The sequence below is a fragment of the Niveibacterium sp. 24ML genome, from assembly GCF_026586805.1.
Lineage (GTDB): Bacteria > Pseudomonadota > Gammaproteobacteria > Burkholderiales > Rhodocyclaceae > Niveibacterium.
In genome coordinates, this window is the sequence record NZ_JAPFHA010000013.1 from 40,631 (window position 1) to 54,525 (window position 13,895).

Here is a 13,895-nt window from a genome sequence, read left to right on the forward strand (position 1 = left end):
GCCCCCGCATGTCCGCTACCCCCGAACCCGTCTGGCGCACCGCACTCTCTGGTGCCCAGATCCTGTTTGTCGCCTTCGGCGCCACCGTCCTGGTGCCGCTGCTCACCGGCCTGAACCCCAGCCTCGCGCTGCTGGGCGCAGGCATCGGCACGCTGATCTTCCAGATCTGTACCAAGCGCCAGGTGCCGATTTACCTGGGTTCGAGCTTTGCCTTCATCGCCCCGGTGATCTATTCGGTGCAAACCTGGGGCATGCCGGCCACCCTCGGGGCGCTGGCGTGTGCCAGCTTCTTCTACTACGTGGCGGCGGGCCTGGTGAAATGGCGCGGCGTGGGCTTCATCCACAAGATTCTGCCGCCGGTCGTGATCGGCCCGGTGGTGATGGTGATCGGCCTTGGCCTCGCGCAAGTCGCGGTGAGCATGGCAAGCGGCAAGGCCGGCAACACGCAGGTGGTGCCCTACGAGAAGGCAATTGCGGTGGCGGCGATTGCGCTGCTTGCAACGATGCTCACCGCAATCCGTGCCCGGGGTTTGCTCAAGCTGGTGCCGATCCTCGTCGGCGTAGCGGTCGGCTACCTTGCGGCGCTGTTTGCCGGCATGGTCGACTTCCAGAAGGTGATCGACGCACCGTGGTTCGCGTTGCCGCAGTTCGGCACGCCTGAATTCAATCTGGCGGCGATCCTGTTCATGATCCCGGTTGCGATTGCGCCGGTGGTGGAGCACGTTGGCGGCATTCTTGCGATCGGTTCGGTGGTCGGCAAGGACTACACCGATTCGCCCGGCCTGCACCGCACCCTGCTGGGCGATGGCCTCGCGGTGAACGTCGTGGGCTTGTTCGGCGGCCCGCCGGTGACCACCTACGGCGAAGTGACCGGCGCGGTCATGCTCACCAAGAACTACAACCCGGTCGTGATGACCTGGGCGGCCGGGTTCGCGATCCTGATGGCCTTTGTCGCCAAGTTCGGCGCCTTCCTGCAGACGATTCCGATGCCGGTGATGGGCGGCATCATGGTGCTGCTGTTCGGTTCGATCGCCGGGATTGGCCTCAAGACCCTGCTCGATGCGCGCACCGACCTGATGAACCCGCGCAACCTCTGCATCGTTTCGGTCACCCTGGTCACGGGTATCGGCGGCATGAGCGTGCAGATCGGTAACTTCAGCCTGCAGGGCATCAGCCTGTGTGGCGTGCTGGCGGTGCTGCTGAACCTGGTGCTGCCAAAAGTGCAGGCCGAGCACTGATCGCATCGCCGCATTGCACAGAACAACGGGGTGCCTTGGCACCCCGTTTTCATTTGCGGGCAGCGCTCAGATCTTCACCACTTCATCGAGCGTGATGTCGACCATCAGGTCGTCTGAGATGCGTTCCAGATCGCTCTTGAGCGCCCGCGCATCAAGCGATTCGGCGGCCTGCAATTCGGCTTGCGCATGGAACAGCACTTCGGCCGACATCGGGGCGCTGGCGGTGAAGGTGTTGAGCGCTTCCACGTTTACCGCGTGGCGGGCGAGTACCTGCGAGACCTCGCGCACGATGCCGATGCGGTCGTGCCCGACCAGCGACAGTGTCAGGCGGCGCCCCTTGTGCGAAGGTGCGCCGCTGCCGGCTTCTTCAACTGTTACCTTGAGCGTCGGCAGGGCACCCAAGGCGCTGCGCAGTGCCGCTGCGTCATCGGTGGCGACACTCACTTCAACGATACCGGCGAACTTGCCGGCCAGATGCGCCATCGACGATTCGAGCCAGTTGCCACGGTGTGAGCTGATCGCGGCCGCGAGTTGCTCGACCAGGCCGGGGCGGTCGTCGCCGATAACGGTGAGAACAAGGAAGGTAGTGCTCATGCGCGAACTCCTGATTGGGTCTGTCTATTTTAGGCGGCGCCGCATCGTGGTGAGTACGATGCCGCCGAGGATCAATGCCATGCCGGCGAAGTGGTAAGCGCGCGGGGCTTCGCCGAGAAACACGGCCGAGAGCAGCGGCGTGAACACCGGCATCAAGTGGATGAATAGCCCCGAGACGGCGCCGCCCACTTGCGCCACCGCGCGGTTCCAGAACACATAGCCGAGGAAGGCCGGGAAGACGCCGGTGTAGAGCACGCCCGCAAGCGCTGCCGGGCTGGGGTGGATGAAGCGCCCCTGCGCGAGTTCCCACGCATACAGCGGCGCCAGCGTGACAACGCCCAGGCCGGTCAGGATCGCCAGCATCGCCATCGGGTGCAGGTTCGCGGGGCGAAACTGGAGCAGCAGGGTGTAGCCCGCCCACACGAACACCGAGCCCATGATCCACAGGTCGCCAGGGTTGAAGGACAGCGTGGTAAGCGTCGCCGGATCGCCGTGCGCGACGATCACGGTAACGCCGCAAAGCGAAACCAGCACCCCGATCGTTTCGCGCGTCGAAAGCCGCTTGCCGAAGCAGGCCCACGACAGCGCGATGATCACGATCGGTATGAAGGAATTGAGCAGCACACCGTTGGTGGCGGTGGTGTGTTGCAGCCCGATGTAGGTCAGCGTGTTGTAGCCGCTCACGCCCAGCAGCGAGAGCAGGGCCAGGATGCCGCTGTGCTGGCGCAGCGCCGTGCCAATCTGCTGCCGGTGCGGCCAGGCAAAGGGCAGGGTGCAGCCGAAGGCGATTGTCCAGCGCCAGAAGGCCAGGGCCACCGGCGGCACATCGCCGCGAAATCCGCGCCCGACGACCCAGTTGCCGGACCAGAACAAGACTGTCAGCAAGAGCAGCAGATACGGATTGTCCGGGCGGAAGTGACGCATCGCGGCCTGAGTGCTGTGACGGGTGGCGAACTATCGCACCGGAACGGGGGCTGACGCTACCGTCGCCCCGGCGTGGCGAGCCAGCGGCGGGGCTCGCTGGGCCTGTACGGGCACGGTCCGTTTGCGCAGCGCAGGCTGCTAGAGTGTCGGGCTCGCGCCCGCCCGGTGGCTGGCGCCTTGTTCAAGTGGGGTACTGATCGTGAAGCGTCGTGGGTTCCTCGCCGGTGCAGTGCTTGCCGGCGTAACAAGCATGTGGATGGCGGCGGCCCTGGCGGCTGGGCCGGTGGTGATTGATGTGCGCAGCCCGGAAGAGTTTGCGGCGGGCCATGTCGCCGGGGCGATCAACCTGCCCCACGATCAGATCGGCAGCAAGATCGCCGCGCTGGTGCCGGGCAAGGACACACCGGTGGCGCTCTACTGCCGCAGCGGGCGCCGTTCGGGCCTCGCGCTCGAAACCCTGCGGGGCATGGGCTACACGAAGGCCGAGAACTATGGCGGCTACGAAGCGGCCAGCAAGCGTCTGGCCGGAGGCTGCTCGGCCGGCAGCAAGTGCTAAGCGCTTGACGCCAGAGCCGCGTCGACGGGTGCCCTGATCAGGCGCCCGCCGCCGGGGGCGGCGAGAGCAGGGTGGGGTCCAATTCCTTGACGACCTGGTTGCGAGCCTGTTGCTTGGGGTTGCTTGAAGTGGTCGATATCGAACATCACCACCGCAATGCTGCAGGCGTTGGCAAGGCGGTGCGCCAGATCGGATCGGCCTGCTCATGGAAGGCGAGGCGATTGTGCAGGCCGGTGAGCGGATCGATGTGTGCCAGGTGCTCGGCCCGCAGACCGCGGCGGCCACAGGGCAAACCGCCGTTGTGGGGGGCGTCCTTGTAGTGGGCGGCGAACACGGTGCATGCCGCGCCGATCCGGGCCGCCGCGTCCGGCGCGAGCTTTGCGCATGATGAATGCGGCGTGCGGGCCGAGAAGCCTTGATCTGGGTGAAAGCAGCGCGTGCTGCAATGCAGCACTCTTGCGATCCGCCGAAAACCGGCACCCATTACAGGAGCAGTTTGATGAAGGACCACGCAACCGGACACGACCACACCGCCAATCCCGCCCCGCTCGGGCTGCTGGGATTCGGGATGACGACGGTCCTGCTCAACCTCCACAACGCGGGCATCTTTGAGCTGGGCTCGATGATCCTGGCGATGGGAATCTTCTACGGCGGCATCTGCCAAGTGTGCGCCGGCCTGATGGAGTGGAAGAAGGGCAATACCTTCGGCACGGTGGCCTTCACGTCCTACGGTTTCTTCTGGCTCTCGCTCGTCGCCCTGATCGTCTTGCCGAAAATGGGCCTCGCGGCGCCGACCTCGGCAGGCGGCATGGCGGCCTACCTTGCCATGTGGGGGCTGCTGACCCTGGTGCTCTTCGTCGGCACCCTGCGCTTGAATCGCGCGACGCAGGTAATTTTCGCTTCGCTGGTGGTGCTCTTCGGTTTGCTGGCAGTGGCCGACGCCACCGGTAGCGAGAGCCTGAAAGTGCTCGCAGGTTGGGAAGGCATCTTCTGCGGCGCCGCGGCCATCTACGCCGCCGCCGCGCAGATCCTCAACGAGATCTACGGCCGCAGCGTGCTGCCCCTGGGCGAGCTCGCCCGCAACAAGGTCGTGCCACTGCACTGCAAGGCGGCCTGAGCGTGCGCCGGCCGGCCCGCGGTTTGTCAGTCATGACGAAGCCCTGCAAGGCACGGCCGGCTTTTTGGCAGGGCGGCGCGCGCGGCCTTGCCTGACGCCCTTTCTGACCCATAATTCAATCAAGACAAAGGTGGTTTGCGGCGTATTCCCACAGAGAGCGGCGCCGCGCAGCATGAAGCTCCGCAGCGTCACGCATTCTTCTGGAGGATGCCATGACGACCTTCAAGGTGAGCGTTACCGCGGGTGACGGGGGATTCGTTGCGTTTCGCGGCGAAGGCGAGGACGAGCAACTCAAGCAGGTCGAGAACGAGTTCGCTGCGGCAACCGATGTCGAAATCGCAATGATCCCGCAGCGCGACCACACCGTCGCCTGCTGGCACTACAACGGCACTGAATATGATGGCCCGGGGCGTGGCCCCAGTGTCGACGGGGTAAAGCGCTACTTCCGGATCAACGGGATCGCGCGCCACGCCGTCGTGAACGTAAGCTTCGTTCCCCTCACCGCGACGGTCCTCGCATCCCCCGCACGCAGCGACAATGACCCTGGCGGCTATGTGAGCCCGTCGTACAAAGGCGCACCTTTTCCGATCGAGTGGGGCAAAAGCAAGCAGTTCCGGGCGCATCCATCGAAAGGCTTTGAGGTCGACCGGTGGGTGCTTGATGGCAAGACCGCGCAGGTCGGCGCCGCGTCCTTCACGCTGCAGGGGCCTCGGGACGACAAGCAGCATCACCTGACAGTGGAGTTCGCCAAGAAGGCCTATGTCATCAAGCCCGTCGCTGGGCCGCACGGCGCCATAGACCCGTCCGAGCCCTTCAAGGCAGAGGCGGGGCGCAGTTATCTATTCACCGCTGTGCCGCACAGCGGTTACAGGATCAAGCAGTGGTTGCGCGATGGCAGCGTTGTCGCAGCTGAGGATCTGTCCGATCTGACGAATTACCCGCTCGACGACGTCTCGGCCAACCACACGGTCACCGTTCAATTCGAGCCGGCAAGCCTTGGCCTGCTGCGCGAAGCCACCGCGACGGTGACCGCCGAGGTGATTGGCAAAGCACGGCTGGTCTCCTACCCGCGCGACAGCGGTATCACCTACGAGGTGCCGCTCTACCGGCTTCGCCTGGATGGCACCGACGCGGATGGCCGCGCGGTTTCGCACGACTTTCGCGTAGCGCGCTATGGCGTGGGATTCACCGACAAGGACACGGCGCCCTACATTTGCTCGGTCAGGGCGGGCCGCTACCTGATCAAGCGATGGATCACGGGCTATGCCAAACATGGCGCGTGGGTGCTCAAGGACGGGTACTTTCTGCATGCCGCTCAGGCAAGACCCGAACAGGAAACGGGCCTGAACGGCTGTGTTGGGGTCTATGGACCCAATACGCTCAAAGCCTTCAACGAGGTGCTCTGCGCGCTGATGAACGTCGACGCCGATGAGGCGGGCAGGAAGGCCATCGCTGCGTCCGGGAAGTTCGTCGTTGTGGTCGAGTCGGCGAAGCGTCCGCCCCTCAAGCCTTGGGGCGGCGTACGCTGAAGATGCCTTGACGGGCCGGCCAGGGCCCTGCGGCGCACCCGCAAACCGGCGCCGCCGGCACGCCTTGGGCGACGAGGCGAGCCCGCCGGGCCTTGCGCGCCGCCACGCCTCAGCGCCTGCCGGGCCGGCTGTTCAAGGAAGATCCGAATCTGCCGTTAGGCTGCAAATCGCCTTTGCAGAACGGAGCCTTCAATGTTTGAAGCCCTTGGTCGAATGATCGACTTTTTCGCCCCGGCGGCGCGTCACGAAGACGTCGAGGATGCCATTCGTGCACGCAACATCGCCGGTGCGAGTATGTTGGCGACCTGCTTTGCGCTTGCCTTCAGCGCGGTGTACGTCAAGTTGGGCCACCCCTTGCTGGCAGGTGGCGTTTTCGTTGCCGGCTTTGGCATGTTTTGCAGCGCGTGGCTCCTCAAGTTCAGCGGATCGCTGACGCTTGCGCGATCCCTGCTGCTGCTCTCTTACTTTGGCATGGTGACCTGGAACTGCTACGTCAATTACGGCATCCGATCACCCTCGTTGTCCTTCTATACCTTGGCGCCGATGGCTGCGATTTTTGTCGGCGGGCGGCGTGACGGCGTGATCTGGGCCGTGATGAGCATCTTCGCCATCATCGGCTTCTACCTCGCCCACAGCGCCGGCGTGGCCTTGCCGCCCAGCCCACTGCCCGAATCCATGCTCCCGGCGCTGACCATGCGCGCCTTGCTGGCGCTGATGGTGGCTTTCCTGATCCTCGGGCTCACCTTCGAGGGGGCAAAGAAGCAGGGCTTCACGCGGATGGAGCGGGCGCGGATCGAGGCCGAACGCGCGCGCGCTGCCGCAGAACGCCTGATTGCGCAGGTGGCGCAAACCGCCGCAAACGCCTCGCGCGAAGCCAGCGCGATCAGCGGCAGCATTGCAGAAATCGCCGGCACGATGGAACGCAGCCGCACCGAAACCGCAAGCATCGCCGCGCGGCTTGCCGACATCTCACAAACCGCGGTCGAGAACAGCGGCCATTCCAGGCAGGCTGCGGATACCGCCGGGGTGGCCGGTACGCGCGCCCAAGAGGGGGGCGCGGCTATGCGGCGCACGCGCGATGATCTGCTGCGCACCGAAGAGGCGGTTGCACGCTCGGCCGCGGTGATCGAAGAGATGGGTCAGCACAGCGGTGAAATCAAGACCATTGTGCAAGTCATCCGCGAGATTGCAGAACAAACCAATCTGCTCGCGCTCAATGCCGCCATCGAGGCCGCGCGGGCGGGCGAGCAGGGGCGCGGCTTTGCCGTGGTTGCCGACGAAGTCCGCAAACTGGCCGAGCGCACCGGCAAGGCCACCAAGGAAATCGAGATCAAGGTTGGCGCCATGCTGACCGGGACCGAGGGCGGCATCGAAGCCATGCGCGAGAGCGCCAGCCGCATGGCAGAGATCACCGCGATGGCCCGCAGTACCGATGCGCTCTTGAGCCACATCATCGAAGACACCGTGCAGGTCAGCGGCACGGTTGATCGCGTCGCCCACAGCGAGGGTGCGCTCTCCGGCAACCTGCAGGAGCTTGCCCTGGGCGTCGGACAGCTCACGCAAGACGTCTCCGAGGCCAACGCCGCCGCGCAGTCAATCGCCGCCGGCGTTCGCCAGCTAGAAAGCGACGTCCTCGCGCTGGAGCACGCCATCAGCGAAGCACGCCAGTAGTCAGCACAAGTCTGCGGCGCAGCGCGACGCCTGAGATTTCGGCGCGCCCGACTCGCGGGGCGTGCTGTCCGTTAGCGATTGCGGCGCTGATCAACTTAGGCCGTGCCCCGGCCAACACACCCTTCCAATGCGGCGAAAGGTGCGGAGGCGTTGGGCTTCGCTGCGCTTAACCCAAGCTGCTGCGCGCTTGGCTTGCGATTCATTTTGCATGATGGCACCGGTTGTGCCCCGCCCGCCGGTTTCCGCCCCGGCGGGCGGGTTCCTTTCTTTTGCCGACAAGACGGAAACCTAAGAAGCCGCCTCGCTTCAACGCCCCGCCTGCGCCGGGGTGCCCTGCGCCGCTGCAGCGCTATCTCGGGCGCAAGGTTGCAATGCGATGAGCTTCGCGGAGGCGTTGGGCTTCGCCGCACTCAACCCAAACTAAGGCTCTGGGGCGGGTTGGGTTGTCAGCCCGGAAAATGCCATTGAAATGGATTTTCGCGAAAAAATGCTTTTGGCATGACAATCGCAGTATTATGGTTTTTGACAAACCGTGCTGGTGATTCGTTTTCTGACGGGGAAGCTGCTTGCTGGCGCTGTCTGGGGCGTGTTCTTGACGAACGAGTGGGGTAGTGTGTGATGCGAACCTTTATCCGGCATTTCTTATTGTCTGTGATGGCTTTGTTGCTGATTGCCTGTGGCGGCGGAGGTGGATCGACGAGCACGCCAGCACCAACGCCTAGCGCTCCCGCTGCACCAACGGGTTTAACTGCAATCGCAACGAATGGACAAGTTTCGCTTTCTTGGAATGTTAGCAGCAGTGCAACGTCGTATCACCTCAAACGGGCATTGGTGACTGGCGGTGCTTATACCGAAATCGCCGCTCCAACCTCTACTTCTTATATCGACACGGGGCGTACCAATGGCACGGCCTACTACTATGTGGTGACAGCTTCCAACGCCAACGGCGAAAGCGCAAATTCGACTGAAGTCAACGCTACTCCCAGCACTGATCTCCCTGTTTTGCCTGAAAGCGACAACACCAAAAACTACATGGGCATGAACACCTGGTTCCTGACAGACTGGGATGGCAGTTTTGCCTTTGTCGATGCGATGAAACACGCTCGTCCCTGGCGTAATGCGGCCTGGAACGGCAATGTTGCAACGGATGCTTATGAATGGCCTCTGGCCGACGCTTCCACCGTAATCTTTACCGGATCACCGGAGCAAATCAACGGCACTTACAAGCTGGTTTTTAAAGGCCAAGCCGATGTGACGTTGATGTGGGCCGGTGGTTTGATCACCAACAAGGTTTACGACGCCAATACCAATACCACCACCGCTGATGTGACCTATGAAATCAGCTCAACGGGCAGTAGCGGCTTGGTGTTCAGCAATACCAAACGTACCGCGACTAGTGCCGTTAATACGGGTTTTGCCGATGTGCGCTTGTATCGTCCGGGCTACCCCGCCGATGGCAGCGTGGTATTTACCAGCAATTATGTAAATGCCCTGAAAAAAACCGGTGTCATTCGTCTAATGGATTGGGGCGCGACCAACAATAATATGACCCAGTTCTGGGCCGATCGGATCACCCCGGCGCACATGTTCAAAATGACCCCAACCTACACGGGGCCCGGGGGCGAGTCCTGGGGGGGGCTGGATATCAATGGAAACGCAAATCACAACCCTGGGGTAGCCATTGAGCACCAGATTCAGCTGTGTAATCAGGTGCACTCGGATTGCTGGATCAACATTCCGCCCGCTGCCTCGGATGACTATGTGCAAAAACTGGCACTGGCGTTGCGTTATGGTACAGACGGCACCAATCCCTACACCAGTTATCAGGCCCATCCGGTATATCCGCCACTGGCGCCTGATTTACGCGTGTATCTGGAATACTCCAATGAAATCTGGAATACCGCTTATGGGTTTTATGGCTTCCGCGTCATTCTTGACATCGCCAAAAGCCTGCTGACCCCGAGCGTGCAGACGAACCACCCGCTTGTGCAATTTGCCCCGACACCAGCGAATGTTTATCAGCTGGTTTATTGCTATCCCGCTTATCGCTTAGCCGCCATCAGCGATATTTTCCGGGCGGTCTATGGCGATGCGTCGATGATGAACCGCATCCGTCCAGTTTTGATGAACCAGCAGGGCAATGCCAATGACACGCTGAGGTTGGCGCTGAACTGGATTGATGGCTACGCCAGATCCCGCAATCGGGAAGTCCGTTCGTATTTTTACGGCGCGGGTGGTTCGGCCTATTACGGCTCCGATGCCACCATCTCCGAAGCCGACCGTGGCAATGCCGATCTGTATTTCAGCGGTGCCTACGATACCCAAGGCATCAGCGCGATGGGTCTGGATGCCTTGTGGGCGGCCAGTTTTGGCTTGAAACGTATCGCTTACGAGGGTGGCCCGAGTCTGGACTACTACACCCAGCAACAAGCCGATGCCATCAATCTCGATCCGCGCATGAAAGACATGATCGTCAACACCCACAATGCCTGGTCAGCGATGGGCGGCGATTTGCTGATGTATTACACGGTGGTTGGTCCGAGAGAGTGGAACTTCTCCAACGACATTTCCAATTCCAACACCCCGAAGAACCAAGGTCTGGATCAGCTCAATAGACAGCCACGCGCAGCGGTAATGGTGGGGCAGGCACTCCCCGGCGAGGTGGCCTATTCCGCCACGGATTCCCGCGCCCAGATCACCAGCGGTTACTGGGGCTACAACACCACCTGCGATGCTTTGCCTTGCTGGGCTGGCATGGATAAGTCCGGGGAATGGATGGCACTCAAGGCTCATAGCGACAACGCCTTTAGTGGCAATCTGACCGTGAATGCGCTCTCGTCAATCGGTGCCGTGGTGCGGGTGTATATCAATGGGGTAAGTCAGGGGAATGTGACGCTGACGGCCAGCGATCACCTGAGCGATAGCACCAGCCTCCCGGTGGCCATTCCCAAAGGTCTGGTGGCGGTGCGGCTGGAATTGGTCAGTGGCTGGCTGAACCTCCACTCCGCCAAAATTACGCCGTAGTTAGCGAGACACTCGCCGCGACAGTTCTCTTTTGCGGCGCTTTTCAGGGTTGATGTAGTTAGCTCTGGTGTCGCTTTATTACTGAATGAAAGAGGTGAAATTGATGGGAAGCATTTTTCGGTTTGTTTTCCTGAGTTGAGCTTTGTTGATTGCGGTGGCTTGCGGATGAGGGGGCGGATACTGACCCTGTTGGCCCGGTGATTTAAAGAGAGCTGACTCTGTGGTAGTTGCAAAGCTGGGGGCGCCGACCAGAAAGGCATCTTCTTCACTTGAAGCTATCCGCTATCTGGAATGGATTGCTCCGCATCGGCGCATCTTCAAGCGCCGCATTTTGTCGGCTTGCGATTGATTTTGTGTGATGGCGCCGGTGGTGTCGCTCAAGCCGGGGCCCGCCCGGCGGGCGGGTCCTGTCTTGTCAGGACAAGACAGGAACGAAAGAAGCAGCCCCGCTTCAACGCCCCGCCTGCGCCGGGGTGCCCTGCGCCGCTGCAGCGCTATCTCGGGCGCGAGGTTGCAATGTAATGAGCTTCGCGGAGGCGTTGGGCTTCGCCGCACTCAACCCAAACTAAGGCTCTGGGGCGGGTTGGGTTGTCAGCCCGGAAAATGCCATTGAAATGGATTTTCGCGAAAAAATGCTTATGGCATGACAATCGCAGTATTATGGTTTTTGACAAACCGTGCTGATGATTCGTTTTCTGACGGGGAAGCTGCTTGCTGGCGCTGTCTGTGGCGTGTTCTTGACGAACGAGTGGGGTAGTGTGTGATGCGAACCTTTATCCGGCATTTCTTATTGTCTGTGATGGCTTTGTTGCTGATTGCCTGTGGCGGCGGAGGTGGATCGACGAGCACGCCAGCACCAACGCCTAGCGCTCCCGCTGCACCAACGGGTTTAACTGCAATCGCAACGAATGGACAAGTTTCGCTCTCCTGGAGCGTTAGCAGCAGTGCAACGGCGTATCACGTCAAACGGGCATTGGTGACTGGCGGCGCCTATACCGAAATTGCCGCTCCAACCGCTACTGCGTTTATTGACTCGGGTCTTACCAACGGCACGACCTACTACTATGTGGTGACTGCTTCCAACGCCAACGGCGAAAGCGCAAATTCGGCTGAGGCGAGTGCCGTCCCCAGCACCGATTTGCCGGTCCTGGCCGACAATGACCCAACGCAGAACTACCTCGGAATGAATGTCTGGTTTGCGGCGGATTGGGATGGCGCCTTTGCCTTTGCCGATGCGATGAAAACCGCACGCCCCTGGAGGAATGCCGATTGGACGGGGGATGTGGCCACCGACGAATACGGCTGGCCGCTGGCGGATGCCTCAACCGTGGTGTTTACAGGCACCGGGGCACAGGTGAACGGGACCTACAAGTTGATCTTCAATGGGCTGGCGGATGTGAGCTTGTTGTGGGTGGGGGGCTCGGTGACCAACAAGGTTTATGACGCTGCTACCAACACCACCACCGCCGATGTCACCTTCGCAGCCGGGGATCAACGCAACAGTCTGGGCTTGATATTACGCAACACCCAGCGCACCGCCAGCAGTGCCACTAAAACCGGCTTTACCAATCTGCGCCTGTATCGGCCCGGTAAACCGGCCGATGGCAGCGTCGTCTATAACCCGCACTTCCTCAATGCGATCAAAAAGGTGCATGTTGTCCGCATGATGGACTGGACGGCCACCAACGGCAATCTGGTGCAACACTGGGCCGACCGCATGACGCCGAAGCATTTCTCCCGCATGGCACAAAGCTACAAAGGCCCCGGCGGTTTGAGTGTTCCGGCGGAAAATGTGGGCTTGGGCGTGGCGCTGGAACACCAGATCCGCCTGTGCAACGAAGCGAATGTGGATTGCTGGATCAATATTCCACCGGCAGCGGATGATGACTTCGTGCGCAACATGGCCCTGACCCTGCGCTACGGCTCGGATGGCACCAACCCGTACACCAGCACACAAACCAATCCGGTTTATCCGCCTCTGAAACCCGGATTGCGGGTTTATCTGGAATACTCCAACGAAATCTGGAATTCGGCTGGCGGCTTCTGGGGATTCCATGTGATTGAAGACATCATCAATTCCTTGGCTAATCTCTTGGTCACCGATCACCCGGTGCAAATCCCGAGCGGCGGGCATTACGACCAGGTATGGCGCTACCCGGCCTTCCGTACCGCGCAAGCCAGCGACATTTTCCGCACGGTCTATGGCGATGCCTCGATGATGAACCGCGTGCGGCCGATACTGATGACTCAGCAAGGTGATGGTCAAGCCACCCTATCCACCGCACTGGTATGGCTGGAGCGCTATGGCAAGCGGCAAAGTCCAGAGCGCACGGTGAATTCCTACATCTATGGCGCGGGCGGCTCCGGCTATTACGGCCCGATGGTGGCAGAAGCTGATCGCGGCAACGCGAATGTGTATTTTTCCGCCGCTAACTTCCCCCCCGCCGAGAATCTGCGCAATTTCGAGCTCGATGCCACTTGGGCCGCGGCATACGGCGTGAAGCGCATCGCCTATGAGGGGGGGCCCAGTCTGGATGGATACACCGAGACCCAGGCCAACTCGATCAATCTCGACCCCCGCATGCAAACGGCGATGATCGATACGCACAATGCCTGGTCGGCACGCGGCGGCGATTTGCTGGTGTATTACACCTTGAGTGGCGACTGGAAGTGGGGTTTCACGCCGGACATCTTCAACCTGGATACGCCAAAGTTCCGCGCGCTGGACCAATTGCGCAATACACAACGGGCCGCATACACCTACGGGCAATTGCTGCCCGGCACGATTGCTGCCGCCAATGGCAGCAAGATCGGAACCGCCGGCAACTGGAACGGGGATCTCGATGGCGAAACATGCCTCAACGCCAACCGGATCAACACCTGGATCGCCTACCCGGCCTACACCGCCAGCGCCACAACCGGCAGCTTGAGCCTGCGCGGTGCCAGCGGCAATGAGGCCGTGACCATCAAGGTCTCCGTCAATAGCAAGGAACAAGGTCAGGTGGTGCTGCCCGCCAGCAACTATGCGAAAACCACCAGTTCGACCTTGACCTTGAATTTGCCCAAGGGAAAAACCCTCATCCGGTTGGACACAGTCAACGGCGCCAACGCCGATTGGGGGCTGTGCTCAATTCAGGTGGAATAAGGCTCCTGGCGATCGCAACGCAAGTCTTGCGCCGATCTGGCTTGCGTGGCTATTTCATCTGCACCGCATCTCGGTGGTGCGATGACCGCTCCTTCCG

General features: G+C 61.5%; 10 protein-coding genes. 7 read left to right on the forward strand and 3 right to left on the reverse strand.

Features of this window, described 5'->3' with window-relative positions; genetic code table 11:
• The first annotated feature begins 8 nt into the window (after positions 1 to 8).
• Positions 9 to 1,238: a uracil-xanthine permease family protein gene (locus tag OPU71_RS12430; RefSeq protein ID WP_267728301.1), complete on the forward strand. Its 1,230-nt coding sequence runs from the start codon at positions 9 to 11 to the stop codon at positions 1,236 to 1,238.
• Positions 1,239 to 1,304: 66 nt separating this feature from the next.
• Here OPU71_RS12430 and OPU71_RS12435 read toward each other — a convergent pair whose 3' ends face one another.
• Positions 1,305 to 1,832 (reverse strand): glycine cleavage system protein R, encoded by a 528-nt coding sequence (locus tag OPU71_RS12435; RefSeq protein WP_267728302.1) that lies wholly within the window; start codon positions 1,830 to 1,832, stop codon positions 1,305 to 1,307.
• 24 nt (positions 1,833 to 1,856) lie between these two features.
• Positions 1,857 to 2,756: a DMT family transporter gene (locus OPU71_RS12440; RefSeq protein ID WP_267728303.1), complete on the reverse strand. Its 900-nt coding sequence runs from the start codon at positions 2,754 to 2,756 to the stop codon at positions 1,857 to 1,859.
• Between the two features lie 199 nt (positions 2,757 to 2,955).
• Between OPU71_RS12440 and OPU71_RS12445 the strand changes: the two genes are divergently transcribed.
• Positions 2,956 to 3,312: a rhodanese-like domain-containing protein gene (locus OPU71_RS12445; protein ID WP_267728304.1), complete on the forward strand. Its 357-nt coding sequence runs from the start codon at positions 2,956 to 2,958 to the stop codon at positions 3,310 to 3,312.
• 145 nt (positions 3,313 to 3,457) lie between these two features.
• Here the strand turns inward: OPU71_RS12445 and OPU71_RS12450 are convergent, their stop codons facing one another.
• Complete coding sequence (locus OPU71_RS12450) at positions 3,458 to 3,766, reverse strand: GGDEF domain-containing protein (protein WP_267728305.1); 309 nt, start codon at positions 3,764 to 3,766, stop codon at positions 3,458 to 3,460.
• Between the two features lie 45 nt (positions 3,767 to 3,811).
• Here OPU71_RS12450 and OPU71_RS12455 point away from each other — a divergent pair, with 45 nt between their 5' ends.
• The 5 genes from OPU71_RS12455 (at position 3,812) to OPU71_RS12475 (ending at position 13,798) form a co-directional block, all read left to right on the forward strand.
• Positions 3,812 to 4,429 (forward strand): acetate uptake transporter, encoded by a 618-nt coding sequence (locus OPU71_RS12455; RefSeq protein ID WP_267728306.1) that lies wholly within the window; start codon positions 3,812 to 3,814, stop codon positions 4,427 to 4,429.
• A gap of 212 nt (positions 4,430 to 4,641) precedes the next feature.
• The gene (locus OPU71_RS12460) at positions 4,642 to 5,958 is read left to right on the forward strand and encodes an InlB B-repeat-containing protein (protein WP_267728307.1); all 1,317 of its coding nucleotides are present in this window, start codon (positions 4,642 to 4,644) and stop codon (positions 5,956 to 5,958) included.
• Positions 5,959 to 6,150: 192 nt separating this feature from the next.
• On the forward strand, positions 6,151 to 7,629 hold the full coding sequence (locus OPU71_RS21240; protein ID WP_324256061.1) for a methyl-accepting chemotaxis protein: 1,479 nt from the start codon (positions 6,151 to 6,153) through the stop codon (positions 7,627 to 7,629).
• A gap of 618 nt (positions 7,630 to 8,247) precedes the next feature.
• Entirely contained in the window at positions 8,248 to 10,653 is a 2,406-nt protein-coding gene (locus OPU71_RS12470; RefSeq protein WP_267728308.1) for a fibronectin type III domain-containing protein, read from the forward strand.
• 763 nt (positions 10,654 to 11,416) lie between these two features.
• Positions 11,417 to 13,798, forward strand: a complete 2,382-nt coding sequence (locus OPU71_RS12475; protein WP_267728310.1) for a hypothetical protein — start codon at positions 11,417 to 11,419, stop codon at positions 13,796 to 13,798.
• Positions 13,799 to 13,895: the final 97 nt, after the last annotated feature.